Source organism: Acidovorax sp. GW823-FHT01C06, from assembly GCF_058798375.1.
Map to the genome: position 1 here is coordinate 212,968 of NZ_JBXAKN010000002.1, position 26,350 is coordinate 239,317.

26 protein-coding genes and 1 tRNA gene are annotated in these 26,350 nt (G+C 63.6%); 2 read left to right on the forward strand and 25 right to left on the reverse strand.

Going from position 1 to position 26,350, the window contains the following annotated elements; translation table 11 throughout:
- Positions 1-17: 17 nt before the first annotated feature.
- From AC1RCS_RS06510 to AC1RCS_RS06520, 3 genes are read right to left on the reverse strand one after another with little or no spacing between them, the layout of a single operon-like run.
- On the reverse strand, positions 18-1,214 hold the full coding sequence (locus AC1RCS_RS06510) for an ABC transporter substrate-binding protein (RefSeq protein WP_218295500.1): 1,197 nt from the start codon (positions 1,212-1,214) through the stop codon (positions 18-20).
- Between the two features lie 56 nt (positions 1,215-1,270).
- Complete coding sequence (locus AC1RCS_RS06515; protein WP_218340166.1) at positions 1,271-1,996, reverse strand: ABC transporter ATP-binding protein; 726 nt, start codon at positions 1,994-1,996, stop codon at positions 1,271-1,273.
- Between the two features lies 1 nt (position 1,997).
- Positions 1,998-2,768: an ABC transporter ATP-binding protein gene (locus AC1RCS_RS06520; protein ID WP_218295502.1), complete on the reverse strand. Its 771-nt coding sequence runs from the start codon at positions 2,766-2,768 to the stop codon at positions 1,998-2,000.
- A 436-nt stretch (positions 2,769-3,204) separates the two neighbouring features.
- Between AC1RCS_RS06520 and AC1RCS_RS06525 the strand changes: the two genes are divergently transcribed.
- The gene (locus AC1RCS_RS06525; protein WP_492244095.1) at positions 3,205-5,019 is read left to right on the forward strand and encodes an ABC transporter transmembrane domain-containing protein; all 1,815 of its coding nucleotides are present in this window, start codon (positions 3,205-3,207) and stop codon (positions 5,017-5,019) included.
- 140 nt (positions 5,020-5,159) lie between these two features.
- Here the strand turns inward: AC1RCS_RS06525 and AC1RCS_RS06530 are convergent, their stop codons facing one another.
- From AC1RCS_RS06530 to rpsO, 22 genes are all read right to left on the reverse strand, one after another.
- A complete protein-coding gene (locus AC1RCS_RS06530; protein ID WP_492244096.1) occupies positions 5,160-5,645 on the reverse strand; it encodes a DUF1178 family protein in 486 nt (161 codons plus the stop codon).
- Between the two features lie 24 nt (positions 5,646-5,669).
- A complete protein-coding gene (locus AC1RCS_RS06535) occupies positions 5,670-5,975 on the reverse strand; it encodes a DUF2818 family protein (RefSeq protein ID WP_218295505.1) in 306 nt (101 codons plus the stop codon).
- A 26-nt stretch (positions 5,976-6,001) separates the two neighbouring features.
- Positions 6,002-7,495, reverse strand: a complete 1,494-nt coding sequence (gene nuoN / locus AC1RCS_RS06540; RefSeq protein ID WP_218295506.1) for an NADH-quinone oxidoreductase subunit NuoN — start codon at positions 7,493-7,495, stop codon at positions 6,002-6,004.
- Positions 7,496-7,519: 24 nt separating this feature from the next.
- On the reverse strand, positions 7,520-8,995 hold the full coding sequence (locus AC1RCS_RS06545) for an NADH-quinone oxidoreductase subunit M (protein WP_218295507.1): 1,476 nt from the start codon (positions 8,993-8,995) through the stop codon (positions 7,520-7,522).
- A gap of 12 nt (positions 8,996-9,007) precedes the next feature.
- A complete protein-coding gene (gene nuoL / locus AC1RCS_RS06550; RefSeq protein WP_369642956.1) occupies positions 9,008-11,044 on the reverse strand; it encodes an NADH-quinone oxidoreductase subunit L in 2,037 nt (678 codons plus the stop codon).
- Positions 11,045-11,075: 31 nt separating this feature from the next.
- A complete protein-coding gene (nuoK, locus tag AC1RCS_RS06555; protein ID WP_005793248.1) occupies positions 11,076-11,384 on the reverse strand; it encodes an NADH-quinone oxidoreductase subunit NuoK in 309 nt (102 codons plus the stop codon).
- Positions 11,381-12,049 carry an NADH-quinone oxidoreductase subunit J gene (locus AC1RCS_RS06560; RefSeq protein WP_218340160.1) on the reverse strand — a complete coding sequence of 223 codons (669 nt, stop codon included), beginning with the start codon at positions 12,047-12,049 and terminating at the stop codon, positions 11,381-11,383. Before AC1RCS_RS06560 ends, nuoK begins: the two co-directional genes overlap by 4 nt.
- A 50-nt stretch (positions 12,050-12,099) precedes the next feature.
- The gene (nuoI, locus tag AC1RCS_RS06565; RefSeq protein ID WP_218295510.1) at positions 12,100-12,612 is read right to left on the reverse strand and encodes an NADH-quinone oxidoreductase subunit NuoI; all 513 of its coding nucleotides are present in this window, start codon (positions 12,610-12,612) and stop codon (positions 12,100-12,102) included.
- A gap of 12 nt (positions 12,613-12,624) precedes the next feature.
- A complete protein-coding gene (nuoH, locus tag AC1RCS_RS06570; protein WP_218295511.1) occupies positions 12,625-13,701 on the reverse strand; it encodes an NADH-quinone oxidoreductase subunit NuoH in 1,077 nt (358 codons plus the stop codon).
- A complete protein-coding gene (nuoG, locus tag AC1RCS_RS06575; protein WP_492244097.1) occupies positions 13,698-15,833 on the reverse strand; it encodes an NADH-quinone oxidoreductase subunit NuoG in 2,136 nt (711 codons plus the stop codon). Before nuoG ends, nuoH begins: the two co-directional genes overlap by 4 nt.
- A gap of 15 nt (positions 15,834-15,848) precedes the next feature.
- The gene (nuoF, locus tag AC1RCS_RS06580) at positions 15,849-17,207 is read right to left on the reverse strand and encodes an NADH-quinone oxidoreductase subunit NuoF (protein ID WP_218340158.1); all 1,359 of its coding nucleotides are present in this window, start codon (positions 17,205-17,207) and stop codon (positions 15,849-15,851) included.
- Positions 17,204-17,737 (reverse strand): NADH-quinone oxidoreductase subunit NuoE, encoded by a 534-nt coding sequence (nuoE, locus tag AC1RCS_RS06585; protein WP_218340157.1) that lies wholly within the window; start codon positions 17,735-17,737, stop codon positions 17,204-17,206. Before nuoE ends, nuoF begins: the two co-directional genes overlap by 4 nt.
- The gene (locus tag AC1RCS_RS06590; protein ID WP_218295515.1) at positions 17,734-18,987 is read right to left on the reverse strand and encodes an NADH-quinone oxidoreductase subunit D; all 1,254 of its coding nucleotides are present in this window, start codon (positions 18,985-18,987) and stop codon (positions 17,734-17,736) included. Before AC1RCS_RS06590 ends, nuoE begins: the two co-directional genes overlap by 4 nt.
- Before the next feature lie 27 nt (positions 18,988-19,014).
- Positions 19,015-19,623, reverse strand: a complete 609-nt coding sequence (locus tag AC1RCS_RS06595) for an NADH-quinone oxidoreductase subunit C (RefSeq protein WP_492244098.1) — start codon at positions 19,621-19,623, stop codon at positions 19,015-19,017.
- Between the two features lie 10 nt (positions 19,624-19,633).
- A complete protein-coding gene (locus tag AC1RCS_RS06600; RefSeq protein ID WP_007849129.1) occupies positions 19,634-20,113 on the reverse strand; it encodes a NuoB/complex I 20 kDa subunit family protein in 480 nt (159 codons plus the stop codon).
- 24 nt (positions 20,114-20,137) lie between these two features.
- The gene (locus AC1RCS_RS06605) at positions 20,138-20,497 is read right to left on the reverse strand and encodes an NADH-quinone oxidoreductase subunit A (protein ID WP_055393226.1); all 360 of its coding nucleotides are present in this window, start codon (positions 20,495-20,497) and stop codon (positions 20,138-20,140) included.
- A 73-nt stretch (positions 20,498-20,570) separates the two neighbouring features.
- Positions 20,571-20,655, reverse strand: a tRNA-Leu gene (locus tag AC1RCS_RS06610).
- Between the two features lie 114 nt (positions 20,656-20,769).
- Complete coding sequence (gene secG, locus AC1RCS_RS06615; RefSeq protein WP_218295517.1) at positions 20,770-21,144, reverse strand: preprotein translocase subunit SecG; 375 nt, start codon at positions 21,142-21,144, stop codon at positions 20,770-20,772.
- A 39-nt stretch (positions 21,145-21,183) separates the two neighbouring features.
- A complete protein-coding gene (gene tpiA, locus AC1RCS_RS06620) occupies positions 21,184-21,933 on the reverse strand; it encodes a triose-phosphate isomerase (RefSeq protein ID WP_492244099.1) in 750 nt (249 codons plus the stop codon).
- A gap of 2 nt (positions 21,934-21,935) precedes the next feature.
- Complete coding sequence (locus AC1RCS_RS06625) at positions 21,936-22,922, reverse strand: NAD(P)H-quinone oxidoreductase (protein ID WP_492244100.1); 987 nt, start codon at positions 22,920-22,922, stop codon at positions 21,936-21,938.
- A gap of 104 nt (positions 22,923-23,026) precedes the next feature.
- On the reverse strand, positions 23,027-25,273 hold the full coding sequence (gene pnp, locus AC1RCS_RS06630; RefSeq protein ID WP_492244101.1) for a polyribonucleotide nucleotidyltransferase: 2,247 nt from the start codon (positions 25,271-25,273) through the stop codon (positions 23,027-23,029).
- A 207-nt stretch (positions 25,274-25,480) separates the two neighbouring features.
- Complete coding sequence (rpsO, locus tag AC1RCS_RS06635) at positions 25,481-25,747, reverse strand: 30S ribosomal protein S15 (protein WP_005793232.1); 267 nt, start codon at positions 25,745-25,747, stop codon at positions 25,481-25,483.
- 173 nt (positions 25,748-25,920) lie between these two features.
- Here rpsO and AC1RCS_RS06640 point away from each other — a divergent pair, with 173 nt between their 5' ends.
- Positions 25,921-26,235, forward strand: coding sequence for a hypothetical protein (locus AC1RCS_RS06640; RefSeq protein WP_492244102.1), 315 nt, complete (start codon positions 25,921-25,923; stop codon positions 26,233-26,235).
- Positions 26,236-26,350 lie beyond the last annotated feature (115 nt).

Below are 26,350 nucleotides of genomic sequence, written 5' to 3' on the forward strand. Positions count from 1 at the left end.
CCTTCTTTCTCAGCGGTTTACTTCCAGAGCGCGCACTTGCTCTCTGCCTTGGTGGTGAACACCGTGTCGCCCGGCAGCTTCTTGATGAGCTTGTAGTAGTCCCATGGCTTGGTGGATTCGGCGGGCTTCTTCACTTCCATGAGGTACATGTCGTGCACGTAGCGGCCATCGGGACGCAGCTGGCCAGACGCGAAGAAGTCGTTCATCTTCATGCCGCGCCAGGCTGTCATGACCTTGTCGGCATCGATGCTCTTGGCCGCTTCCACGGCCTTGAGGTAGTTCATGGTGGCGGAGTAGTCGGCGGCCTGGATCTCGCCGGGCATGCGCTTGGTCTTTTCAAAGAAGCGTGCGGCGAACTTGCGCGTGTCGTCGTTCAGGTCCCAGTACCAGCTGGTGGTGAACTGCAGGCCTTCGGTGTTGCGCAGCCCCAGGCTGTGCACGTCGCTGATGAAGATCAGCAGGCCCGCGAGCTTCATGCTCTTGCCGATGCCGAATTCCTTGGCGGCCTTGATGGCGTTGATGGTGTCGCCACCGGCATTGGCCAGGCCCAGGATCTGCGCCTTGGAGTTCTGTGCCTGCAACAGGAACGACGAGAAGTCCGACGCGTTGAGCGGATGGCGCACGGTGCCCACCACGGTGCCGCCCTTGGCCTTGACCACCGTGCTGGTGTCGGCCTCCAGCGCATGGCCGAATGCATAGTCGGCGGTGAGGAAGTACCACGACTTGCCCCCGGTGTCCACGATGGCCGAACCCGTGCCCTTGGCCAGCGCCACGGTGTCGTAGGCGTAGTGCACCGTGTAGGGACTGCATTGCTCGTTGGTCAGTGCGGAGGATGCGGCGCCATTGTTGATGTACACGCGCTTCTTCTCGGCGGCCACCTTGGCGGACGCGAGGGCCGTGCCGGAATTGGTGCCGCCAAACAGCATGGTCAGGCCCTGGGTGTCGATCCACTCGCGCGCCTTGGACGCCGCGATGTCGGCCTTGTTCTGGTGGTCCGCGGTGAGCAGCTCGATGGGCATGCCCAGCACCTTGCCGCCGAAGTCGTCGATGGCCATCTGGATGGCCACAGCCCCGTTCTTGCCCTCCACGTCGGCGTACAGGCTGGACATGTCGGTGATGAAGCCGATCTTGACCTTGTCCTGCGCGTGCGCGGCCGAGGTGGCCAGGCCCGCTGCGCCCAGCATCAATGCCAGCACTTTGAGTTTGTTCTTCATGGATTGTCTCCTGTGGGTGTGGTGGAAGAAAACGGGAAAGAGGTCACCTGGACAGCTCAGACGCCCAGCAGTTCGGTGAGCACGGGCATCTTTGCCTCAAGCTCGGACGCACCGAACTTCTCGACGATGCGGCCGTGCTCCATGACGTAGAAGCGGTCGGCCAGCGGCGCGGCGAAGCGGAAGTTCTGCTCCACCATGACCACCGTGTAGCCCTTTTCGCGCAGCATGGTGATCATGCGGGCCAGCGCCTGCACGATGACAGGCGCCAGGCCTTCGGAAATCTCGTCCAGCAGCAGCAGGTTGGCCCCCGTGCGCAGGATGCGGGCCACGGCCAGCATCTGCTGCTCGCCGCCCGACAGGCGCGTGCCCTGGCTGTTCCTGCGTTCGGCCAGGTTGGGAAACATGGCGTAGATCTCCTGCACCGACATGCCGGGAGTGCCGGTCTTCAGCGCCGGCGGCAGCAGCAGGTTTTCCTCGCACGACAGGCTGGAGAAGATGCCGCGCTCTTCCGGGCAGTAGCCCACGCCCAGGTGGGCGATGCGGTGCGTGGGCATGTGGATCGTCTCGACGCCGTTGATCTTGACCGAGCCCTTGCGCGCGCCGGTCAGCCCCATGATCGCGCGCATGGTGGTGGTGCGGCCCGCGCCGTTGCGCCCCAGCAGCGTGACCACCTCGCCGGGTTGCACGACGATGTCCACGCCATGCAGCACGTGCGACTCGCCGTACCAGGCCTCGAGGTTGCTGATTTCAAGGGCAGGGGTCTTGGATGCGGTGGTCGCCATCTCAATGTGCTCCCTGCAGTTGGCCATCGGTGGTGCCCATGTAGGCTTCCATCACTTGCGGGTTGTTGGACACCTCGGCATACGGGCCTTCGGCCAGCACGGCGCCGCGCTGCAGCACCGTGATGCGGTCGGCGATGGTGGAGACCACCTTCATGTTGTGTTCCACCATCAGGATGGTGCGGCCGGCCGAGACTTTCTTGATGAGCTGGGTGACGCGGTCCACGTCCTCGTGGCCCATGCCCTGCGTGGGTTCGTCCAGCAGCATGAGTTCGGGCTCCATGGCCAGCGTGGTGGCGATCTCCAGCGCGCGCTTGCGGCCGTACGGCAGGTTCACGGTGACCTCGTCGGCCAGGTCCTCCAGGCCCACCTCGGTCAGCAGCTGCATGGCCCGGTCGTCCAGCTGGTGCAGGGTGCGCTCGCTGCGCCAGAAGTGAAATGAGGTGCCCAGCTTGCGCTGCAGGCCCAGGCGCACGTTCTCCATCAGCGTGAGGTGCGGGAACACGGCCGAGATCTGGAACGAGCGGATGACGCCGCGCCGGGCGATCTGCGCGGGCTGCTCACGGGTGATGTCGTGCCCGTTGAAGCGGATGGTGCCCGACGTGGGCGTGAGGAATTTTGTCAGCAGGTTGAAGCATGTGGTCTTGCCTGCGCCATTGGGACCGATCAGCGCATGGATGGAACCCCGGCGCACGGCCAGGTTCACATCGCTGACGGCGGTGAAGCCCTTGAACTCTTTGGTCAGGCTGTGGGTTTCAAGAATGACGTCGCTCATTGCGCCTGGGTCGCTCCGTTGGGTGCTGGGGGAAGAAGCCTTGCGGCAAGGACTTCATGCGTGCGTTTTTGTCGCAGTGCATCGTATGCCCCCCTACCCTGCGGTAGATACTGGGACTAATGCCTATGTATAAACGCCTATGCCTTCTGGCGCACCAGGCCAGCGCATGCGCGCCGCCTCCGTCCAGGGCGAGGCACCCGCCCTGCCGCCATCGCGCTTTTTGCCGCCCTGGCCGTCTCGGCAGGCCCCATGGCGAGGGTTCTGCCCGGCAGGTGCGGTCCGGCAAGACACTGACTTTTTACTTACAACCTGCAGCGTCGGGAGCCCCGCAGGGCTGCGGATGGGCAGCCCGGCGCGCTTCTGGCAAACATTCCCGTGGCCTGGGAGATTGCCCCGCCGCGTGCGGAGCCCGGGGATGGGCCCCTACACTGCATCCATGGCTTCCACCCCCTCCCAACCCGCCCGCGGGGCGCCCCGCTCCCTGACAGGCCTGCTTCCATTTTTGCGGCCGTACCGGGCCCGCATCGCGTTGTCGGTGGTGTTCCTGGTGCTCGCGGCCCTCGCCACCCTGGCGTTTCCACTGGCCTTGCGCAACCTGGTGGACGGCGGCCTTGTCAGCGCGGACAAGGGGACCCAGACCATGGCGCTGCGCAACCATTTCGAGGCCCTGTTCGCCGTGGCCGTGGCGCTGGGGGTGTTCTCCGCCGCGCGCTTCTACATGGTGAGCTGGCTGGGCGAGCGCGTGACCGCGGACCTGCGCGACGCCGTGTACAGCCATGTGCTGCGCCAAAGCCCCCAGTTTTTTGAAACCACGCAGACCGGGGAAGTGCTGTCGCGCCTGACCGCCGACACGACGCTCGTCCAGACCGTGGTCGGTTCGTCCTTGTCCATGGGCCTGCGCAATGCCGTCATGGGCGTGGGCGCGCTGGCCATGCTGGTGTGGACCAATCCCTATGTCATGTCGGTCGTGCTGCTGGCCGTGGTGCTGGTGGTGCTGCCCACCATGTGGATCGGGCGCAGGGTGCGGCGCCTGTCGCGCGACAGCCAGGACCGGGTGGCGGACTCGAGCGCCATCGCGGCGGAAGTGCTCAACGCCGTGCCGGTGGTGCAGAGCTACGCGGCCGAGCCCCGCGAGTCCGCCCGCTTCATGCAGGCCACCGAAAATGCGTTCCAGGTCGCCATCAAGCGCACCCGTGCCCGGGCCCTTCTGGTGGCCTTCATCATCATTGCCAACGCCGCGCTGCTGCTGTGGGGCCTGTACCGCGGCACGGAAGCCGTGCTGGCTGGCAAGATGACCGCCGGCCATCTGGGGCAGACCGTGGTGTACGTGATCCTGCTGGCCGGCGCCGTGGCAGTGCTGGGCGAGGTCTACGGCGACCTGCTGCGCGCCGCGGGCGCCACGGAGCGGCTGATGGAGCTGCTGGGGAGCCGCTCCCCCGTGGCGGACCCGGACGAGCCCCAGGAACTTCCGCTCTCCGAACGCGGCCTGGAGGTGGAGTTCGAGCAGGTGCAGTTCCACTACCCCTCGCGCCCCGATCAACCCGCCCTGCACGACTTTTCCCTGCGCCTGGCGCCCGGCGAAACGGTGGCGCTGGTGGGCGCCAGCGGCGCGGGCAAGACCACCGTGTTCCAGCTGCTGCAGCGCTTTTACGACGTGGACTCCGATGCCGACGGCGTCCCGCAGGGGCGCATCCGTCTCAATGGCGTGGACATCCGCACGCTGCGGCTCAAGGCCCTGCGCTCGCACACGGGCACCGTGCCACAGGACGCGGTGATTTTCTCGGCCTCCGCGATGGACAACATCCGCTATGGGCGCCCCGACGCGACGGACGAGGAGGTGGTGGCCGCCACGCGCGCCGCGTTCGCGCACGACTTCATCACCGCGCTGCCGCAAGGGTATGCCACCTTCCTGGGAGAGCGCGGCGTGCGCCTGTCAGGCGGCCAGCGCCAGCGCATTGCCATCGCCAGGGCCATGCTCAAGAACCCGCCACTGCTGCTGCTGGACGAGGCCACCAGCGCGCTGGACGCCGAGAGCGAGCGCATGGTCCAGGCGGCCCTGGACACCGCCATGCAGCGCCACACAGGCCGCCGCACCACGCTGGTCATTGCCCACCGGCTGGCCACCGTGCAGAACGCGGACCGCATCGTGGTACTGGACCATGGGCGCATCGTCGAGCAGGGCACCCACACGGCCCTGCTGGCGCAAGGCGGCGTCTATGCCCGCTTGGCGGCATTGCAGTTCACGGTGTAGCACCGGCTCCCCGGGGCACGGGCGGAGCTTCACAGGCTTCAGGAGATCGCTACAAATACAATAGCTTATTGCGCTTGCGCATCAAGCGTTTGCGACCAAAATGGTCATAACATATCGGCGGCCAGGCAGCGCCGGGAAGGCTATTGAAGGGTTTCCTTGGCCGCCGCGGGCAATGCCAGGGGCAGGACGGCAATGCCCTCCTCCAGCAACTCCAGGGCCTCGTCGGGGGTGGCATGACCACGAATCGCACGCTCCTGCACCTCGCCATGGTGCATGCGGCGGGCTTCCTGGGCAAAACGCCCTCCCACATCCTCGGTGCTGGCGACGATCTTGCGGGCCAGCTCCAGCCAGGCGGCCTGCAGCGCGGGCGCAAGCACGCCGGCATCGGCCGGCGCCCCTCCGGCTCCGGGCACGGGAGACGGCGTTGTCACGGTGGGTGTGGCGACCGCTGGATCTCGCGCGCCCAGATTCAAGCGCGGAGCGCTCAGGCGCTTTTCAATGTGGGCGTCTGCGCACAGGGGGCATTGCACCAGCCCGCGCTGTTTCTGGCCCTGGAAATCATCCTCCGATCCAAACCAGCCTTCAAAGACATGGCCGAGCCGGCATTGGAGATCAAGCACCTTCATGGCAACACCTGAACGCGCCGGCCGTCACCCGTGGCGGCGCAGCAGGTACCGGTAGACAAAACCTGGAAAGGCCAGCGTGAGAAACAGCGTCCCGGTGATGGCATAGAACTCCCAGCCTTGCGGCGCGATCTGCCCTGCGCGGCGCTCCAGCAAGAGCGCGAGGCCACCGACCAGGACATACAGCAGGAGGAGCTCAGCCAGCCGGCCGACGAGCGGCTTGCGCTGCCCGGCAACGGGCCCCACCACCAGCCAGCGGTGGTTCACAAACGGCAGGTTGGCGGCGATGAAGGCCGCCACGATGACCAGCCAGACGGACCCGGTAACAGACACAGGAACGAACGAGAGCGGCGAGGCGCTCAGGTCGCCAGCGCGCGCACGACAGCGTCCGCGCACAGCGCCATCAGACCGCCGGGCAGAAGGCCCAGCACCAGAAGAAGTGCACCGTTGAGCGTCAGTACCACGCGGACGTCCACGGGCGCCGATACGTTCGAAGCCGTCAGCGGGGCGTCGAAGTACATGACCTTCACCACCCGCAGGTAGTAGAAGGCGCCAATCAGCGACATCATCACGGCGAACACCGCCATCGCGATGTACAGGCCCTGGCCGGAGGCCACCAGCGCCTGCAGCACCGCCAGCTTGGCGTAGAAACCCACCAGCGGGGGAATGCCGGCCATGGAGAACAGGCAGACCGCCATCACGCCCGCATACAGGGGGCTGCGCTGGTTCAGGCCCGCAAAGTCCGAGATTTCTTCGCTCTCGAAGCCCTCGCGCGCCAGCAGCAGGATCACGCCGAACGCGGCCAGCGTGGTGAGCACATAGGTCACCACATAGAACATGGAGGCGCTGTAGGCGTTCTCGACGGCCGTGGCATCCACATTGCCATTCACCACACCCGACATCAGGCCCAGCAGCACGAAGCCCATCTGCGAGATCGTGGAGTAGGCCAGCATGCGCTTGAGGTTGGTCTGCGCGATGGCGGCCAGGTTGCCCACGAGCAGCGAGCCGATGGCCAGCACCGCGAGCATCTGCTGCCAGTCGATGGCCAGGGGCAGCAGGCCGTCCACCAGCAGGCGGATCGTGATCGCGAAGGCTGCCAGCTTGGGCGCACCACCGATCATGAGCGTGACGGCCGTGGGGGCACCCTGGTACACGTCGGGAATCCACATGTGGAACGGCACCACGCCCAGCTTGAAGGCCAGGCCAGCCACCACGAACACCAGGCCGAAGACCAGCACCTGATGGCGGATCTGGCCCGAATTGACCGCCTTGAACACCTGGCCGATGTCGAGCGAACCCGTGGCACCGTAGATCATGGACAGGCCGTACAGCAGGAAACCGCTGGCCATGGCGCCGAGCACGAAGTACTTCATCGCCGCTTCCGTCGCCGTGGCGTTGTCGCGGCGCAAGGCCACCAGGGCGTAGCTCGACAGGGTCAGGAGTTCCAGGCCCAGGTAGATCACGAGGAAGTTGTTGCCCGAGATCATGATGAACATGCCCAGCAGCGCAAACATCGACAGCGTGAACATCTCGCCGCCACGCATCATGCCGCGGTCCGCCGCATAGGGACGGCCGTAGACCAGCGTGATCATCATCGCCACGGTGGCGAAGCACTTGAGCCAGTTGCCCATGGCGTCGCTGACCACCATGTTGCCAAAGCCGTAGAAGGTGTTGCCGCTGCTGGCGTACATGGCCTGCAATGCCGCCACCACGGCCAGCGTGAGCAGGGTCAGCACATAGGTGCCCGTGCGGCGTGCGCTGTGCACGCCCAGATCGACCAGCGCGATCACGCAGGCCATGGTCAATAGCACGATTTCGGGGTAAATCGCGAGCCAGCTGATGTTGTCAATCATCTCGAATCTCTCAGTTCAGTCTGGTCAGTTCAGCTTGGACAGCGCGACATGCTTGAGCAGTTCGGCCACCGAGGTGTCCATCACATCGGTGAAGGGGCGCGGGTACAAGCCCATGGCCAGCACGGCGATGCCCAGCAGTGCAAGCACCAGGAACTCGCGGCTGTCGATATCGGTAAGGCCCTTGACGTTGTCGTTGCCGACAGGTCCCAGGTACACCCGCTTGAACATCCACAGCGTGTAGGCGGCGCCAAAAATCAACGCCGTGGCGGCTGCTAGGCCGATCCAGAAGTTGGCCTTGACGGCCCCCAGGATCACCATCCATTCGCCGACGAAACCGGCGGTGCCCGGAAGGCCGCAGTTGGCCATGGCGAACAGCAGCGCGAAGGCCGTGAAGTTGGGCATGGTGTTGACCACGCCGCCGTAGGCCGCGATTTCACGCGAGTGCACGCGGTCGTACAGCACGCCGATGGACAGGAACATGGCACCCGAGACGAAGCCGTGGGCAATCATCTGCACCAGGCCGCCGGAGACGCCCAGGTCGTTGAAGATGAAAAAACCCAGGGTCACGAAGCCCATGTGCGCCACCGACGAGTAGGCCACCAGCTTCTTCATGTCCTTCTGGACCATGGCCACCAGGCCCACATAGATCACCGCGATCAGCGACAGCGCGATCATCAGCCACGCCCATTCGCGCGAAGCGTCGGGAGCGATGGGCATCGAAAACCGCAGGAAACCGTAGGCACCGAGCTTGAGCATGATGGCGGCCAGCACCGCCGAGCCGCCGGTGGGGGCTTCCACGTGCACATCGGGCAGCCAGGTATGCACTGGCCACATGGGCACCTTCACGGCGAAGGCCGCGAAGAAGGCGAAGAACAGCAGCGTCTGCGCGCGGCCGCTCAATGGCAGCTGGTGCCACGTCGCGATGTCGAAGCTGCCACCCGACTGGTTGTACAGGAAGATCAGCGCGATCAGCATCAGCAGCGAGCCAAGCAGCGTGTACAGGAAGAACTTGAACGCCGCGTAGATCTTGTTGGGGCCGCCCCAGATCCCGATGATCAGGTACATGGGGATCAGCGTGGCTTCGAAGAACACGTAGAACAGCATGCCGTCCAGCGCCGTGAACACTCCGACCATGAGGCCTGACAGGATCAGGAACGCGCCCATGTACTGGTTCACGCGCTCGGTGATGGATTCCCAGGAAGCCACCACCACGATGACGGTGATGAAAGCCGTCAGCGGCACGAACCAGAACGAAATGCCATCCACGCCCAGGTGGTAGTGGACATTGAAGCGCTCGATCCAGGCGGCCTTCTCGACAAACTGCATCGCCGCCGTGCCCAGCTTGAAGCCATCGTACAGGGGCAAGGTCACCAGGAAGCCGATCACGGCCCCGACCAGCGCCAGCCACCGCACCGCGCGGGCATGCTCATCCCGCCCAATGGCCAGCAGCAGCACACCGAAGGCAATCGGTGTCCAGATTGCAAGACTCAACAGACCCATTTGTTGTTTTCCTTATTTGATGAGCTGCAAGAAAGCATCGCCCCAGACAAACCAGGTCATCAATGCGAAGACACCCAGAATCATCACCAGCGCATAGTGGAAGATGAAGCCCGACTGCATCCAGCGGACGATGCCGGAAACCCCGCGCACCAGCTTCCAGGAGCCATTCACGAGGGCCCCGTCGATGATGGCCTGATCGCCACCCTTCCACAGGCCGACGCCCAGGGCACGCGCGCCGCGGGCCAGGATGTTCTCGTTGATCCAGTCGAGGTAGTACTTGTTCTCCAGCAGCGTGTACAGGGGCTGCACGCGGGCCTTGATGCCGGCCGGCAGCGCGGGGTTGACCATGTACATGTAGTACGAAGCAACCACGCCAGCGAGCGCCAGCCAGAACGGCGCGGTCTGCAGTCCGTGCACCGCCATGGCCACCGGACCGTGGAAAATTTCAGCCAGTTTCGCCATAGCCGGATGCTTGACCGCATCGACAAAGATCACGTTCTTGAAGAAGTCGCCGAACAGCATGGGCTGGATGAACATGAAACCCACCACCACCGACGGAATGGCCAGCAGCACCAGAGGCACGGTCACCACCCAGGGCGATTCGTGGGGCTCGTGATGGTGATCGTCATGGCCATGGTGGTCATCATGGTGCGCATCAGGATTCTGGTCGTAGCGCTCCTTGCCATGGAAAACCAGGAAGTACATGCGGAACGAATAGAACGCCGTGATGAATACACCCGCCAGCACGGCGAAGTGCGCAAAACCGGCCGCGGGCAGATGGCTGAAATGGACCGCCTCGATGATGCTGTCCTTGGAATAGAAGCCCGCGAACAGCGGGGTGCCGATCAGCGCGAGCGAACCCAGCAGCGAGGTGATCCAGGTGATGGGCATGTACTTGCGCACGCCGCCCATCCAGCGGATGTCCTGGTTGTGGTGCATGCCCATGATGACCGAGCCGGCACCGAGGAACAGCAGCGCCTTGAAGAACGCGTGGGTCATCAGGTGGAACACGGCGACCGAATAGGCCGACGCACCCAGCGCCACGGTCATGTACCCGAGCTGCGACAGCGTGGAGTAGGCCACCACGCGCTTGATGTCGTTCTGGATGATGCCCAGGAAACCCATGAACAGCGCCGTGATGGCCCCGATCACCAGGATGAAGTTCAGGGCGGTATCCGACAGCTCGAACAGGGGCGACATGCGCGCCACCATGAAGATGCCGGCCGTCACCATGGTGGCCGCGTGGATCAGTGCCGAGATGGGGGTCGGGCCTTCCATCGAGTCGGGCAGCCAGACGTGCAGCGGGAACTGGGCGGACTTGCCCATCGCACCGATGAACAGGCAGATGCAGATCACGGTGATCAGCATCCAGTCGGTGCCGGGGAAAGCCAGGCCGCCGAGCTCACCCGACTTGGCAAACACTTCGCCGTAGTTCAGCGTGCCTGCGTAGGCCGCGATGAGGCCGATGCCCAGGATGAAGCCGAAGTCCCCCACGCGGTTGACCAGGAAGGCCTTCATGTTGGCGAAGATCGCGCTGGGCTTGTTGAACCAGAAACCGATCAGCAGGTAGGACACCAAGCCCACGGCTTCCCAGCCGAAGAACAGCTGCAGCAGGTTGTTGCTCATGACCAGCATGAGCATGGAGAACGTGAACAGGGAGATGTACGCGAAGAAGCGGTTGTAGCCGTCGTCCTCTTCCATGTAGCCGATCGTGTAGATGTGCACCATCAGCGACACGAAGGTCACCACCACCATCATCATGGCCGTGAGGCTGTCGATCAGGAAGCCGACTTCCATCTTGAGGCCGCCGACCACCATCCAGGTGTACAGCGTTTCGTTGAAACGGGCGCCATCCAGCGCAACACTCTTGAGCGTCATGGCCGACAGGACGAAGGCCACGAGCACGCCCAGGATGGTCAGGGTGTGGCTTAGGCGGCGGCCAATCCAGTTACCACCAAAGGTCGTACCGAAGATGCCGGCCAGCAAGGCGCCCGCCAGCGGAGCCAGCGGCACGGCCAGGAGCGTTGAAGCAGAGAGGGTTTGACTCATTCTTGAGAACCTTGGGAATACAGGTGGCTCATCAACCCTTGAGGGTGTTGAGGTCTTCCGCGTTGATGCTGGACTTGTTGCGGAACAACAGCACCAGGATGGCCAGGCCGATCGCCGATTCGGCCGCTGCCACGGTCAGGATGAAGAACACGAACACCTGTCCATGCATGTCGCCCAGGTAGTGGGAGAACGCCACGAAGTTCATGTTGACCGCGAGCAGCATCAACTCGATCGCCATCAGCAGCACAATCAGGTTCTTGCGATTGAGGAAGATGCCGATCACCGCCAGCGCGAACAGCATCGCACCCAGCGAGAGAAAGTGGCCCAATGTCAGCGTCATGCTTTTTTCTCCTCGGCGACAGCCTCTGCAGGCGCTGGCGCCTCAGCCTTCTGGGTGGCGACAACCTTGACCACTTCGAGGCGGTCGCTGGCGCGCACGCGGATCTGTACGGACGGATTGATCGCCTTGCTGTCCTTGCGCTGGCGCAGCGTCAGGGCAATGGCGGCAATCATCGCCACCAGCAGGATCACGGCCGCGATTTCCACGGGATAGAGATACTCGGTGTAGAGCAGCTTGCCCAGCGCCTTGGTGTTCGAATACTGGACGACCTGGCCCGCCGCATTCACCGCCGTGGCGACAGCCTTGGGCTCATCCATGCCCCGGAAGCCACCCATCAGCACCGCGGCCATTTCGAGCGCGATCAGTGCGCCCACCGTGGCGGCCAGGGGAAAGTGCTTCCAGAACCCCTTGCGCACCGTGTCGATGTGGATGTCCAGCATCATCACGACGAAGAGGAAAAGCACCATCACCGCGCCCAGGTACACCAGCACGAGCGCAATGGCCAGGAACTCGGCCTTGAGCAGCAGCCAGACGGCGGCGGCCTGCGAGAACGCGAGGATGAGGTAGAGCACCGCGTGCACGGGATTGCGCGCGGTGATCACCCGGAAGGCTGCGAACAGCAGCACGACCGAGAAGAGGTAGAAGAAACCTGTCTTGGCGTCCATGAATCGGGTCTTTATAGAAAGTCTGGCAAAGAGGCTGAACCCAGCACCGCTCAGCGGTACTTGGCGTCCGCAGCCTTGGCTGCCGCGATTTCACCTTCGTACCGGTCGCCCACGGCCAGGAGCATGTCCTTCGTGAAATACAGATCGCCACGCTTTTCGCCGTGGTACTCAAAAATGTGCGTCTCGACGATCGAGTCCACCGGGCAGCTTTCTTCGCAGAAGCCGCAGAAGATGCACTTGGTCAGGTCGATGTCGTAGCGCGTGGTGCGGCGGGAGCCATCGTCGCGCACGTCCGACTCAATGGTGATGGCCATGGCGGGGCACACGGCCTCGCACAGCTTGCAGGCGATGCAGCGCTCTTCGCCATTCTCATAACGGCGCAAGGCGTGCAGGCCACGAAAACGTGGCGACAAGGGGGTCTTCTCTTCTGGGAACTGCACGGTCACCTTGCGGCGAAAGGCGTAGCGCCCCGTGAGGGCCATGCCCTTGAGCAGTTCCACGAGCATGAAGCTCTTGAAGAAATCCTTGAACGAGAAAGGTGCAGCAGCAGCAACAGCAGTCATTTGTGTCCCCGCTTATTTCCAGATATTCCAAGGCGAGAGCAACCACCCGCCGACGATCAGCAGCCACACCAGCGTGACCGGAATGAAGATCTTCCAACCCAGACGCATGATCTGGTCATAACGGAAGCGGGGGAAAGTCGCCCGGATCCAGATGAACATGGACACCACAAGGAATGTCTTGATCCCGAGCCAGATCCAGCCGGGAATGAACGAGAGGAAATCCACCGGAGGCAGCCAGCCGCCCAGGAACATGAGGGCGGCCAGGATGGACACCAGCCACATGCTCGCGTATTCCGCCAGGAAGAAGATCGCGAAACCCATGCCGGAGTACTCCACCATGTGGCCCGCCACGATTTCGGCTTCGCCTTCCACCACGTCGAACGGATGGCGGTTCGTCTCAGCCACACCCGAGATCAGGTAGACCAGGAAGATGGGCAGCAATGGCAACCAGTTCCAGGACAGGAAGCCCAGGCCCATGTTAGAGGCCATGCCGCGGGACTGGGACATCACGATCTCGGTCAGGTTCATGCTGCCCGAAACCATGATCACCACCAGGAAGCAAAAACCCATGGCGATTTCATAGCTCACCATCTGCGCGGACGCCCGCAGTGCGCCCAGGAAGGCGTACTTGGAGTTCGATGCCCAGCCGGCAATGATCACGCCGTACACCTCGATGGAGGTAATGGCCATCACCAGCAGCAGGCCGGCGTTGACATTGGCCAATGCCACGTCCGGGCCGAACGGAATCGCCACCCAGGCAGCCAGCGCGGGCATGATCGCCATGACCGGCCCCAGCACGAAGAGCCCTTTGCTGGCGGCAGTAGGCTGAATGATTTCCTTGGTCAGCAGCTTCAAGGCGTCCGCGATGGGTTGCAGCAACCCGAGCGGGCCGACCCGGTTGGGGCCATGGCGCACCTGCATGAAGCCCAGGAGCTTGCGCTCCCACAGCGTGAGATAGGCCACCGCCCCCATCAGGGGCGCCAGAATGCAGACGATCTTGAGCAGGATCCAGAGCACCGGCCAGACCACTCCGGTCCACCAGCCAAAGGAAAGCAGGTTCAGGCCCGCGTTGTAGATCGCGTCGATCATGCTGCCACTCCTTCGCGTGCCAAGCGCGCGTCGGCGGTCAGCTGCAGCGACGTGGAACGGCGCACCAGGCCGTCCAGTTGATAGATCGAGGCCACCACGGGCTCGCCCACCACTGCGGTGGCGACAGGGACAGCAGCGCTCACGGCATTCGACAATTGAGCGGCCGGGACCTGCGCGAAGGTGCCAGCAGGCGCATTCGTGGCGCGGGCCAGCACATCCTGCGACGTCTCGAAATCAAAACCCGGCACGCCCAGCAGATTGGCCAGCACGCGCAGCACCTTCCAGGCCGGACGGGTATCGCCCAGAGGACGCACCACGGCATGGAAACCCTGCAGGCGGCCTTCCGCATTGATGAAGCTGCCCGAGGTTTCCGTGAACGGCGCCACCGGCAGCAGCACATCACTGAATTCCATATTGGCCTTGAACGGGCTCAAGGTCACCACCATCTCCGCCCCTCCCAGGGCCGTGGCGGCCTGCAGGCCGGCTGCAGAGTCATGGACAGGCTCGGTATTGAGCAGCAAGGCCGCCTTCAGTCCACCCGCCAGCATCTGGCCTGCATTCAGGCCTCCGTTCACGGGATGGGCGCCGGCGAATTGCGCACCCACGGTGTTGGCGGCTTCCGTCAGGTAGCCGACGGTTGCCCCGGTTTGTTCACCAATCCAGTTGGCAAGCGCCAGCAGCTGGGTTGCCTGGGCATGGTGCGCTGCGGCATTGCCCAGCAGTACGGCCTTGCGTTCGCCGCCCAGCAATGAGCGGGCGATGACCAGGGAGGCTTCGGTGGGATCACCGGAACCTGCGGGTGCGGCCGTGCCCTTTTCCTGTGCCACGGCAGCGGCGATGGTGCCCAGCGCCTGCAGCCACTGACCGGCGCCTTGCAGCAGGGAGTGCTTCACGGGCATGGCCCAATCGACCAGGGCCGAGTCGACCACGCTGACCTGGCAGCCTTGGCGCGCAGCCTGGCGGATGCGCTGCGCGAACAGCGGATGGTCCTTGCGCAGGTTGGAGCCCACCACCAGGACGCGCTGCAGCGTGGACAGCGTGGCGATGGACGTACCGAGCCAGCGAATGCCTTCGGGCGCGGCGAACTCGGCGTTGCGCAGGCGATAGTCGATGTTGTCGCTGCCCAGACCACGCACCAGCGCGCCAGCCAGGTACAGCTCTTCGACCGTGCTGTGCGGGCTCACCAGAGCACCGATGCTGTGGGCACCATGGTCGTTCTTGATGTTCTTCAAGCCGTTGGCCACGTATTCGAGCGCGGTCTGCCAGTCGACGGTCTTCCAGACACCGCCCTGCTTGAGCATGGGCTGGGTCAGCCGCTCGTCGCTGTTGAGCGATTCGTACGAGAAGCGATCACGGTCGGCGATCCAGCATTCGTTGACGGCTTCGTTCTCGAACGGAACGACACGCATGACCTTGTGGTTCTTGACCTGCACGATGAGGTTGGCACCGGTGGAGTCGTGCGGGCTGACGGAGCGGCGGCGCGACAGTTCCCAGGTGCGGGCGCTGTAGCGGAACGGCTTGCTCGTGAGCGCGCCCACGGGGCAGATGTCGATCATGTTGCCCGACAGCTCGGAATCCACGGTATCGCCCGCCACGGTGGTGATCTCGGAGTGCTCGCCGCGGTGGATCATCCCGAGTTCCATCACGCCGGCGACTTCCTGGCCGAAGCGCACGCAGCGAGTGCAGTGGATGCAGCGGCTCATCTCCTCCATGGAGATCAGCGGGCCCACATCCTTGTGGAAGACCACGCGCTTTTCTTCCTCGTAGCGCGAGGAGGAACCGCCGTAGCCCACGGCCAGATCCTGCAGCTGGCACTCGCCGCCCTGGTCGCAGATGGGGCAATCCAGCGGGTGGTTGATCAGCAGGAATTCCATGACCGACTGCTGGGCCTTGATGGCCTTGTCGCTCTTGGTGCGCACGATCATGCCCTGCGTGACCGGCGTGGCGCAGGCGGGCATGGGCTTGGGGGCCTTCTCCACGTCCACCAGGCACATGCGGCAATTGGCGGCGATGGAGAGCTTCTTGTGATAGCAGAAATGGGGAATGTAGGTGCCGGCCTTTTCGGCTGCATGCATCACCATGCAGCCTTCGGCGACTTCTACCTTCTGCCCGTCGAGTTCGATTTCAACCATATGCGTTTCTCGCGATCAGGCGGAGGCGGAAGCCTGCGGGGTCTTCTCTTGGCGGATCAGCGCTTCGAATTCCGGACGGAAGTGCTTGATCATGGCGCGCACCGGCATGGCCGCTGCGTCACCCAGTGCGCAAATGGTGCGGCCCTGGATGTTGTCCGCCACCGAATTGAGCAGGTTCAGGTCGCCATCGCGCCCCTGGCCATGCTGGATCCGGTCGATCACGCGCCACATCCAGCCCGTGCCTTCGCGGCACGGCGTGCACTGGCCGCAGGACTCGTGCGAGTAAAAATAGGACAGGCGCAGCAGGCTCTCGACCATGCTGCGGGAGTCGTCCATCACGATGACCGCGCCCGAGCCCAGCATGGAGCCGGCCTTGGCGATGGAGTCGTAGTCCATCGTGCATTCCATGATGATGGAAGCCGGCAGCACCGGTGCGGACGAGCCGCCGGGAATCACGGCCTTGAGCTGGCGGCCCTTGCGCACGCCACCAGCGAGTTCGAGCAGCTTGGCGAAGGGCGTGCCCAGGGGCACTTCGTAGTTGCCGGGCTTTTCCACGTCGCCCGAGACCGAGAAGATCTTGGTGCCGCCGTTGTTGGGCTTGCCGCATTCAAGATAGGCAGCACCGCCGTTGCGGATGATCCACGGCACGGCCGCGAAGGTCTCGGTGTTATTGATGGTGGTGGGCTTGCCGTACAGGCCGAAGCTGGCCGGGAACGGCGGCTTGAAGCGCGGCTGGCCCTTCTTGCCTTCCAGCGATTCGAGCAGCGCGGTCTCTTCGCCGCAGATATAGGCGCCGAAGCCGTGCGCGGCATGCAGCTGGAAGCTGAAGTTGCTGCCCAGGATCTTGTCGCCCAGGTAGCCTGCGGCGCGTGCCTCTTCAAGCGCTTCTTCAAAACGGTCGTAGGTCTGGAAGATTTCGCCGTGGATGTAGTTATAGCCCACGGAGATGCCCATCGCGTAAGCCGCGATGATCATGCCCTCGATGACGATGTGCGGGTTGAACTGCAGGATGTCGCGGTCCTTGCAGGTGCCCGGCTCGCCTTCGTCGGAGTTGCACACCAGGTACTTCTGGCCCGGGAACGAGCGGGGCATGAAGCTCCACTTGAGGCCGGTGGGGAAGCCCGCGCCGCCACGGCCGCGCAGGCCCGATTCCTTGACGGTGGCGATCACCTGGTCCTGGGTGAGGCCTTCGCCTTCGCCCTGCGCCAGGATCTTGCGCAGCGCGGCGTAGCCGCCACGCGCTTCGTAGTCCTTGAGGCTCCAGTTCGTGCCGTCCAGGCCCGCATAGATCTGCGGGTTGATGTGGCGGTCGTGGAAGCAGGTCTGGACGCCGGTGGCCTGGAACTGCGAGAGGATCTGTGCGGCGGTGGTCATGCTTGTCCTTCCGCAGCGCGCAGGCCATCCACAAGCTGGTCAAGCTTGTCGTTGTCCATGAAACTGCACATGGTGCGGTCGTTGACCAGCATCACGGGCGCATCGGCACAGGCACCCAGGCATTCGCACTGCTGCAGCGTGAACAGGCCGTCGGAAGTGGTCTCGCCCATGGCCACGCCGAGCTTCTTCTCGAGGTGGTGCAGCGCCTTCTGGCCGTCGCGCAGCTGGCAAGGCAGGTTGGTGCAGACGTTGAGCTTGTACTTGCCCGTCGGCTGCTGGTTGTACATGTTGTAGAACGTGGTGACTTCGTGCACCGCGATCTGGGCCATGCCGAGGTACTCGGCGATCACGGCCTCGCTCTCGACACTGACCCAGCCCTGCTCCTGCTGCACGATGGACAGGCAGGCCATCACGGCCGACTGCTTCTGCTCGGGGGGGTACTTGGCGACTTCGCGCGCAAAACGGGCAAGCGTCGTCTCGGTGATGGCGGTGGCGCCAGCGGTCTGGTTCTTCGATTCGGTCGTACTCATCGGTCAATCTCTCCGAACACGATATCCATGGTGCCGATGATGGCCACCGCGTCGGCGATCATGTGGCCGCGGGCCATTTCATCGAGCGTGGCCAAGTGGGCGAAGCCCGGCGCACGGATCTTCAGGCGGTAGGGCTTGTTGGCCCCGTCACTCACCAGGTAGATGCCGAACTCGCCCTTGGGATGCTCGACGGCGGCATAGGCCTCGCCCTCGGGCACATGGAAACCTTCGGTGAAGAGCTTGAAATGGTGGATCAGCTCTTCCATGTTGGACTTCATGGATTCACGGTCGGGCGCAGCCACCTTGTGGTTGTCGGTGATGACCGGGCCGGGATTGGCACGCAGCCAGTCCACGCACTGCTTGATGATGCGGTTGGACTCGCGCATTTCCTGCACGCGCACGAGGTAGCGGTCGTAGCAGTCACCCGTCTTGCCCACGGGCACGTCGAAGTCCATGCGGTCATAGACGTCGTAGGGCTGCGTCTTGCGCAGGTCCCAGGCAATGCCTGAGCCCCGCAGCATGGGGCCGGTCATGCCCAGGTTCAGCGCGCGCTCCGGGGGCACCACGCCGATGCCGACGGTGCGCTGCTTCCAGATGCGGTTGTCGGTCAGCAGGGTTTCGTACTCATCCACACAGGCGGGGAAGCGCTGCGTGAAGTCGTCGATGAAGTCGAGCATGGAACCTTGGCGGTTCTTGTTCATGGCCTCCAGGGCCTTGGCGTTCTTGATCTTGCTGACCTTGTACTGCGGCATGGAATCCGGCAGGTCGCGGTACACGCCGCCCGGACGGAAGTACGCCGCGTGCATGCGCGCGCCGGAGACGGCTTCGTACATGTCAAACAGGTCTTCGCGCTCGCGGAAGGTGTAGATCAGGATGGTGGAGCTGCCGCAGTCGTTGCCGTGCGAACCCAGCCACATCAGGTGGTTCAGCAGGCGCGTGATCTCGGAGAACATCACGCGGATGTACTGGGCGCGGACAGGCACTTCCAGGCCCAGCAGCTTTTCGATGGCCAGGCAGTAGGCGTGCTCGTTGCACATCATGGACACGTAGTCCAGGCGGTCCATGTAGGGCAGCGACTGGATGTAGGTCTTGTGCTCGGCCAGCTTTTCGGTGGCGCGGTGCAGCAGGCCGATGTGCGGGTCGGCACGCTGGACGACTTCGCCGTCGAGCTCGAGCACCAGGCGCAACACGCCGTGCGCTGCAGGGTGCTGCGGTCCGAAGTTCAGGGAGTAGTTCTTGATTTCAGCCATGGTGGGTCACGTGGGGCGCGGGGCGCCTTAGTGCAGGCCTCCGTACTTGTCTTCGCGGATGATGCGCGGCGTGATCTCGCGCGGCTCGATCGACACCGGCTCGTAGACCACCCGGCGCTGCTCTGCGTCGTAGCGCATCTCGACGTGGCCGGACAGCGGGAAGTCCTTGCGGAAGGGGTGGCCGATGAAGCCGTAGTCGGTCAGGATGCGGCGCAGGTCGTTGTGGCCGTCGAACACGATGCCAAAAAGGTCGAACGCCTCGCGCTCGTACCAGTTGGCCGAGTTCCAGAGATCGGAGACCGAAGCCACCACAGGGAAATCGTCATCCGCGCAGAACACCTTCACGCGCAGGCGCTGGTTCAGGCTCACGGACAGCAGGTGCGAGACCACACAATAGCGGGCTCCCTCGTTCACTGCGTCTGCATAGGCGGAATAGTCCACGCCGCACAAATCGATCAGCTGTTCGAAACGGCAACCCTCCGCATCACGCAGGAGGCGCATGGCATCGAGGTAGTCGGCGGCGGCAACGACCACCGTGACCTCATCCAGGGCCACCGTGATCTGGCGCACTTTCGCGCCCAACGCCGCGGCAATGTTGTCTTTGAGGTTTTCGGGCCAAATGGCAACAGCAGTCATCATCAACCCTTCAGACGCGAGCAATGGTGTTGGTGCGGCGTATCTTCTGCTGCAGCTGGATGATCCCGTAGATCAGCGCTTCGGCAGTGGGCGGGCAGCCGGGCACGTACACGTCCACGGGCACGATGCGGTCGCAGCCGCGCACCACGGAATAGCTGTAGTGGTAGTAGCCGCCGCCGTTGGCGCACGAACCCATCGACAGCACCCAACGGGGCTCCGACATCTGGTCGTACACCTTGCGCAGGGCGGGCGCCATCTTGTTGCACAGCGTGCCGGCCACGATCATCAGATCGGACTGGCGGGGGCTGGCACGAAACACCTCCGCACCGAAGCGGCCGATGTCATAGCGCGCGGCGGCGGCATGCATCATCTCCACCGCACAGCACGCCAGGCCAAAAGTCATGGGCCACAGAGAGCCCGTCTTGGCCCAATTCACCACGGAGTCATAGCTCGTGGTGATGAAGCCTTCCTTCATCACGCCTTCAATCATTGCATCATCCTTGTTGAGGCCCGCTCATTCCCAATCCAGGGCACCCTTTTTCCACTCGTAGGCAAAGCCCACGACCAGGATGGCCAGGAAAATCACGACGGCCACGAAGCCGGCGATACCCACCTCATGCAGCGTCACCGCCCATGGGAAGAGAAATGCGATTTCGAGATCGAAAAGAATGAAGAGAATGGCCACGAGGTAGTAGCGCACGTCAAACTTCATGCGCGCATCCTCGAAGGCTTCAAAGCCACATTCGTAGGGGGAGTTCTTCGCGGCATCCGGGCGGTTGGGGCCCAGTATGTAGCCGAGGACAAGGGGGACAACGCCGACGGCGATGCCGACCAAGATGAACAAAAGGACGGGGAGGTACTGATCGAGGTTCATCTTGAGGATGTGCTCACCGCTGTGGCCTTGCCCGTCAGGACCCGAGCCGGGTCATGCAGGCAGGCCTTTGTTTTGGTGCCGTCGGCGAGACTCGAACTCGCACAGCTTTCGCCACTACCCCCTCAAGATAGCGTGTCTACCAATTTCACCACGACGGCTGTTTTTTGCATCTGGATGGCATGAGGAACCTTGCGGTTTTGGCTTTCCAGACAATCCAGAATTCTACTCCGGAAAAACCCTGCTTCGGCTTACGAAGCCCAATTTAGTGCAGATTATTTGGTGGGGATCTGCGCGGCGCCTGAAGCGGGCACCGCAGGAGCCACAACAGCATCCGAAGCCGAGGCCGCAGGAGCACCCGCGGGCACTGCAGCAGCCGGGCTTTCCAGCACGCTGCCCGAACTGGCGGGACGCGCATTGCCAAAGTAGGCCAACGCCAGCGTTGCGACAAAAAACACCGCAGCCAGGACTGCCGTGGTGCGCGACAGGAAATTGGCACTGCCGCTGGCGCCGAACAGGCTTCCGGAACTGCCGCTGCCAAATGCCGCCCCCATGTCCGCACCCTTGCCATGCTGGACAAGGATCAGGCCAATCATCCCCAGGGCCGTCAGCATCTGCACCGCCAAAACCACATTCACGATCACGTTCATTCTCTGTTCACTCCTGATTGAATAGCTGGAAGGGCCGCCTCAACGGGCAGCCGCAATAATTTGCAGGAAATCGGGCACCTTCAGCGATGCCCCCCCGACGAGGCCGCCATCGATGTCAGGCTGCGCAAGCAATTGCGCCGCATTGACGGCATTCATGCTGCCGCCGTACAGCAGGCGGATGCGGTCGGCGTGCTCGCTGGCCGCAGACAGCTGCGCACGCAGCACCGCGTGCACGGCCTGCGCCTGTTCGGGCGTGGCCGTGCGGCCCGTGCCGATCGCCCAGACCGGTTCGTATGCCACCACCACTTCGCTGATGCAATGGCCATTGAGATGGATCACCGCCGCCAGCTGGCGCTTGACCACGGCCTCGGTCTGGCCGGCCTCGCGCTCCTGCAGGGTCTCGCCGACACAGACAATGGGCGTGATGCCCGCGGCCAGTGCCCGCTGCGCCTTTTCGGCAACGGCGACATCGGTTTCCCCATGGTACTGGCGGCGCTCCGAGTGCCCCACCAGCGCATAGCGCACGCCAAATTCCTTCAGCATGGCAGCCGAGACCTCGCCGGTGTACGCCCCTGCATCGTGCTGCGACACATCCTGGGCGGCAATCGCCACCACGGATCCGAACGCGACGGACTGCGCCTGCGCCAGATACGGAGCAGGCACGGCGACAGCGACGTCGCAGGCCGCGCCCTCAAGGCCGGCAATGATGCCTTTCAACAAGGCATCGTTGGCAGCCAGGCTGCCGTTCATCTTCCAGTTGCCTGCGATGAGTTTTTTCTTGCTGTTCATGGTCACCACGTCAAAACAATCTTGCCGATGTGCTGGTTCGACTCCATCAGGGCATGGGCCTTGGCGGCATCCGCCGCGGCAAACGTGCTGTGGATGACGGGACGCACCCTCCCCTGCGCCAGCAAGGGCCACACATGCTCGCGCAACGCGCGGGCGATGGCGCCCTTGAATGCCACGGGACGCGGGCGCAGGGTGGAACCCGTGATGGTAAGCCGGCGCCGCAGCACCAGGCCCGCATTGAAGTCACTCTTGACACCACCCTGCACCGCGATGATGACGATGCGCCCGTCTTCGGCCACGCACTCCACCTCGCGCGCCACATAGTCGCCAGCGACCATGTCCAGCACCACGTCCACGCCCTTGGCCTGCGTGATGCGCTTTGCTTCCGCCACGAAGTCCTGCGTCTTGTAGTTGATGGCATGGTGGGCCCCCAACTGCAGACAGGCCGCGCACTTGTCGTCGCTGCCCGCCGTGGCAATGACGGTCGCTCCGAACGCCCGCGCCAGCTGTATGGCAGTCACGCCAATGCCGCTGGTGCCCCCCTGGACCAGCAGGCTTTCGCCCGCCTGCAGACGCCCCCGGTCGAAGACGTTGCTCCACACGGTAAAGAACGTTTCCGGCAACGATGCCGCCTCGACGTCGCTCAAGCCCTCGGGCACGGGCAGGCACTGCGCGACAGGTGCCACGCACCACTGCGCATACCCCCCGCCCGCCACCAAGGCACAGACGCGGTCGCCCACGCCAATGCCCGCCTGCGCCATGGCAGCAGGATCACCCGACTCCACCACGCCCGCGACCTCCAGGCCCGGCAGGTCCGAGGTGCCGGGCGGCGGAGCATAGTGCCCCAGTCGCTGCAGCACGTCAGGGCGGTTGATCCCGCTGGCGGCAACACGGATCAGCAACTCGCCGGCGCCCGGCTGCGGCATGGGGCGTTCCCCCAGCTGCAACACCTCCGGCCCACCAAAGGATGTGACCTCGACAGCACGCATGTTGCTATTCCTTGGACAGTTGGTTGGTTTGTTTGAGTGATTTTGATTGCCAACGCCCTTTTCACAGGCGCCAGCAGCTACAAAATCAATAGCAAATCACCAACTCAGCCCACGATCTGCCCGGAACCGTTGTCCGAAGGCAGAGATTGCTGTTGTTGTTGCTGCTCCGCCGGCTGGCGGCCGCCGTCGCGCCCTTGGTCACGGCGAGGCTCACGGTCACCGCGCTCCGCGGGAGCAGGACGATCGCTGCCACCCGCCGGGCGGTCGGCCAGCACCTTCATCGACAGTTTGATGCGGCCCTTCTCATCGGTCTCCATGACCTTGACCTTCACGATCTGGCCTTCGGCCAGGTAGTCGGACACCTTCTCGACACGCTCGTGGGCGATCTGGCTGATGTGCAGCAGGCCATCCTTGCCGGGCAGCAGGTTGATCAGCGCGCCGAAGTCCAGGATCTTGGTCACGGGACCTTCGTAGATCTTGCCGATCTCGACCTCGGCCGTGATCTGCTCGATGCGCTTCTTGGCTTCGTCCGCCTTGGCAGCGTCGGTGGCCGCGATGGTGATGGTGCCGTCTTCCTCGATGTTGATCTGGCAGCCCGTTTCCTCGGTCAACGCACGGATCACGGCGCCGCCCTTGCCGATCACGTCGCGGATCTTCTCGGGGTTGATCTTCATGGTGTAGAGCTTGGGCGCGAAGGTGGACACCTCGGTCTTGGCTTCGCCCATGGCTTCCTGCATCTTGCCCAGGATGTGCATGCGTGCTTCCTTGGCCTGCGCCAGGGCGACCTGCATGATCTCCTTGGTGATGCCCTGGATCTTGATGTCCATCTGCAGCGCGGTGATGCCGCCGGTGGTACCCGCCACCTTGAAGTCCATGTCGCCCAGGTGATCCTCATCACCCAGGATGTCGGTCAGCACAGCGAAGCGGTTGGCATCCTTGATCAGGCCCATGGCGATACCCGCCACGTGGGCCTTCATGGGCACGCCGGCGTCCATCATGGACAGGCAGCCGCCGCAGACCGAAGCCATGGACGAAGAGCCATTGGATTCGGTGATTTCCGACACCACGCGCATGGTGTAGGGAAATTCTTCCTTGGTGGGCAGCACAGCCACCAGGGCACGCTTGGCAAGGCGGCCGTGGCCGATTTCGCGGCGCTTGGTCGAACCCATGCGGCCCACTTCGCCCGTGGCGAAGGGAGGCATGTTGTAGTGCATCATGAAGCGGTCTTCGTACTCGCCAGCCAGGGCGTCGATGCGCTGCGCATCGCGCTCGGTACCCAGCGTGGTCACGACCAGCGCCTGGGTTTCGCCACGCGTGAACAGCGACGAGCCATGGGCGCGCGGCAGCACGCTGCTGCGGATTTCGATGGGGCGCACAGTGCGCGTGTCGCGGCCGTCGATGCGGGGCTCGCCGGCCAGGATCTGGCTGCGCACGATGCCCGCCTCGATGTCGAACAGCATGCCTTCGACCTTCACGGCATCGAACTCGACGCCATCGGCCTTGAGCGCGGCCATCACGGCGGCGTAGGACTCGCGGCAGGCCTGGGTGCGGGCCTGCTTGTTGCGGATCTGGTAGGCGGCGCGCAGCTTGTCGTCGGCCAGCGCAACCACCTTGGCGATCAGGGCTTCGTCCTTGGCGGGCGCTTCCCACTGCCACACGGGCTTGCCAGCATCGCGCACCAGTTCATGAATGGCGTTGATGGCCACATTGCCTTGCTCATGGCCAAACACCACGGCGCCGAGCATGATTTCTTCGGACAGTTGCTGGGCTTCGGATTCGACCATCAGCACCGCGGCTTCGGTGCCGGCCACGACCAGATCCATCTGCGAGCTCTTGCGCGCCGTCTGGCCGGGGTTGAGCACGTATTCGCCATTGATGTAGCCCACGCGTGCGGCGCCGATGGGGCCGTTGAACGGGATACCGGAGATGGCCAGCGCCGCACTGGTGGCGATGAGGGCAGCGATGTCAGCATCCACTTCGGGATTCAGCGACACCGTGTGGATCACCACATGCACTTCGTTGAAGAAACCCTCGGGGAACAGCGGGCGGATCGGGCGATCGATCAGGCGGCTGGTCAGCGTTTCGTGCTCGCTGGGCTTCGCTTCGCGCTTGAAGAAGCTGCCGGGGATCTTGCCGGCGGCGTAGGTCTTCTCGATGTAATCCACCGTCAGGGGGAAGAAGTCCTGGCCGGGCTTGGCGCCCTTGGATGCCACCACGGTGGCCAGCACCACGGTGTCATCAATGTTCACCAGCACGGCGCCAGAGGCTTGGCGTGCGATTTCGCCGGTTTCCATGACGACGGTCTTGTCGCCCCATTGGAAGGTCTTTGTGACTTTGTTGAAAATGCTCATGTTCAGCTCCTTTTTTAATAGCTGGTAGCGCTCTACCAGACTGCGGCGGAGAGCAATTCAGAACACGATGCCATTCCAGTGGGCCTGCCTGCCGCCCTGCGGCGGCAACCCCATTGGAATGACACAGCTTCGCTCTGTTTTGCGGCTCCGAAGTAAAAAACGCCTGAGCTAGCGGACTAACCCAGGCGTTTTCGCATGCAATGAAGATTACTTGCGCAGACCCAGCTTGGCGATCAGCGCGGTGTAACGGTCAGCGTCCTTGGCCTTCAGGTAGTCCAGCAGCTTGCGGCGGCGGCTCACCATGCGCAGCAGGCCGCGGCGACCGTGGTGGTCCTTGGCGTGCGTCTTGAAGTGAGGGGTCAGTTCGTTGATGCGGGCCGTCAGCAGGGCCACTTGCACTTCTGGACTGCCAGTGTCGTTGGCAGCACGGGCATTGGCCTTGACGACTTCGGCCTTGATGGAGGATGCGATCATAATTTTTCCTTGATGGAGTCTCGACAGACTTGCCGAGCCTTGGTTTTTACTTGCGCCAGCAGCTGGAACGGCCGCAGGCGTGCGTCTTGCACCATGCAAAACTTGTCGATTATAACCCCCACGTGGAATTCTTGCCCCGCCTAGGTTCCCGCCCCACACCTGAAAGCCCCCTCATGACGCAACTTGACGCTTTCCTTTCACACACCACAGTCCGCCATGCCTTGCTGGCCACAGGCGTCGCTTTGGTCCTGATCACAAGCCCTGGCTACGCACTGGCCAAGCGCTCTGCCAGTGACACCGCCACCACCGCCACCACCGCCACCACCGCCACCACCGCCAACACCTCTTCCAAGAAGAAAAGCGTTAGCAAAGTCACCTATCAGCGCAGCAGCTCCGAAGAGACACCCGCCCAGCGTGATCGCCGGATGTACCGGGAATGCAAAGGCATGCACAACGCGGGGGCTTGCCGGGGGTATACGCGCAAGTAGCAAACCGCTCATCCCAATGCGAGCACCATTGGTCGAGCAGCATCAGCCTGCCGCGCCAGCAGGCTAATAAGATGGCCTCATGCATGCATCGTCACTACTACAACCTCGAGGAAAG

Excerpts from the sequence above, each read along its gene's own strand:
- AC1RCS_RS06560 (WP_218340160.1), bottom strand. The coding sequence starts at position 12,049 with ATGGACGCCAAGACAGGTTTCTTCTACCTCTTCTCGGTCGTGCTGCTG.
- nuoK (WP_005793248.1), bottom strand. The coding sequence starts at position 11,384 with ATGACGCTGACATTGGGCCACTTTCTCTCGCTGGGTGCGATGCTGTTC.
- AC1RCS_RS06525 (WP_492244095.1), top strand. The coding sequence starts at position 3,205 with ATGGCTTCCACCCCCTCCCAACCCGCCCGCGGGGCGCCCCGCTCCCTG.
- AC1RCS_RS06595 (WP_492244098.1), bottom strand. The coding sequence starts at position 19,623 with ATGACTGCTGTTGCCATTTGGCCCGAAAACCTCAAAGACAACATTGCC.
- AC1RCS_RS06600 (WP_007849129.1), bottom strand. The coding sequence starts at position 20,113 with ATGATTGAAGGCGTGATGAAGGAAGGCTTCATCACCACGAGCTATGAC.
- nuoE (WP_218340157.1), bottom strand. The coding sequence starts at position 17,737 with ATGAGTACGACCGAATCGAAGAACCAGACCGCTGGCGCCACCGCCATC.
- nuoL (WP_369642956.1), bottom strand. The coding sequence starts at position 11,044 with ATGAGTCAAACCCTCTCTGCTTCAACGCTCCTGGCCGTGCCGCTGGCT.
- AC1RCS_RS06515 (WP_218340166.1), bottom strand. The coding sequence starts at position 1,996 with ATGGCGACCACCGCATCCAAGACCCCTGCCCTTGAAATCAGCAACCTC.
- AC1RCS_RS06590 (WP_218295515.1), bottom strand. The coding sequence starts at position 18,987 with ATGGCTGAAATCAAGAACTACTCCCTGAACTTCGGACCGCAGCACCCT.
- AC1RCS_RS06520 (WP_218295502.1), bottom strand. The coding sequence starts at position 2,768 with ATGAGCGACGTCATTCTTGAAACCCACAGCCTGACCAAAGAGTTCAAG.
- secG (WP_218295517.1), bottom strand. The coding sequence starts at position 21,144 with ATGAACGTGATCGTGAATGTGGTTTTGGCGGTGCAGATGCTGACGGCC.
- nuoG (WP_492244097.1), bottom strand. The coding sequence starts at position 15,833 with ATGGTTGAAATCGAACTCGACGGGCAGAAGGTAGAAGTCGCCGAAGGC.
- nuoI (WP_218295510.1), bottom strand. The coding sequence starts at position 12,612 with ATGACTGCTGTTGCTGCTGCTGCACCTTTCTCGTTCAAGGATTTCTTC.
- rpsO (WP_005793232.1), bottom strand. The coding sequence starts at position 25,747 with ATGATCGCATCCTCCATCAAGGCCGAAGTCGTCAAGGCCAATGCCCGT.
- pnp (WP_492244101.1), bottom strand. The coding sequence starts at position 25,273 with ATGAGCATTTTCAACAAAGTCACAAAGACCTTCCAATGGGGCGACAAG.
- nuoN (WP_218295506.1), bottom strand. The coding sequence starts at position 7,495 with ATGATTGACAACATCAGCTGGCTCGCGATTTACCCCGAAATCGTGCTA.
- AC1RCS_RS06510 (WP_218295500.1), bottom strand. The coding sequence starts at position 1,214 with ATGAAGAACAAACTCAAAGTGCTGGCATTGATGCTGGGCGCAGCGGGC.
- AC1RCS_RS06605 (WP_055393226.1), bottom strand. The coding sequence starts at position 20,497 with ATGAACCTCGATCAGTACCTCCCCGTCCTTTTGTTCATCTTGGTCGGC.
- AC1RCS_RS06625 (WP_492244100.1), bottom strand. The coding sequence starts at position 22,922 with ATGCGTGCTGTCGAGGTCACATCCTTTGGTGGGCCGGAGGTGTTGCAG.
- tpiA (WP_492244099.1), bottom strand. The coding sequence starts at position 21,933 with ATGAACAGCAAGAAAAAACTCATCGCAGGCAACTGGAAGATGAACGGC.
- nuoF (WP_218340158.1), bottom strand. The coding sequence starts at position 17,207 with ATGACCACCGCCGCACAGATCCTCTCGCAGTTCCAGGCCACCGGCGTC.
- AC1RCS_RS06530 (WP_492244096.1), bottom strand. The coding sequence starts at position 5,645 with ATGAAGGTGCTTGATCTCCAATGCCGGCTCGGCCATGTCTTTGAAGGC.
- AC1RCS_RS06640 (WP_492244102.1), top strand. The coding sequence starts at position 25,921 with ATGACGCAACTTGACGCTTTCCTTTCACACACCACAGTCCGCCATGCC.
- nuoH (WP_218295511.1), bottom strand. The coding sequence starts at position 13,701 with ATGATCGACGCGATCTACAACGCGGGCCTGAACCTGCTTTCCTTTGGC.
- AC1RCS_RS06545 (WP_218295507.1), bottom strand. The coding sequence starts at position 8,995 with ATGGGTCTGTTGAGTCTTGCAATCTGGACACCGATTGCCTTCGGTGTG.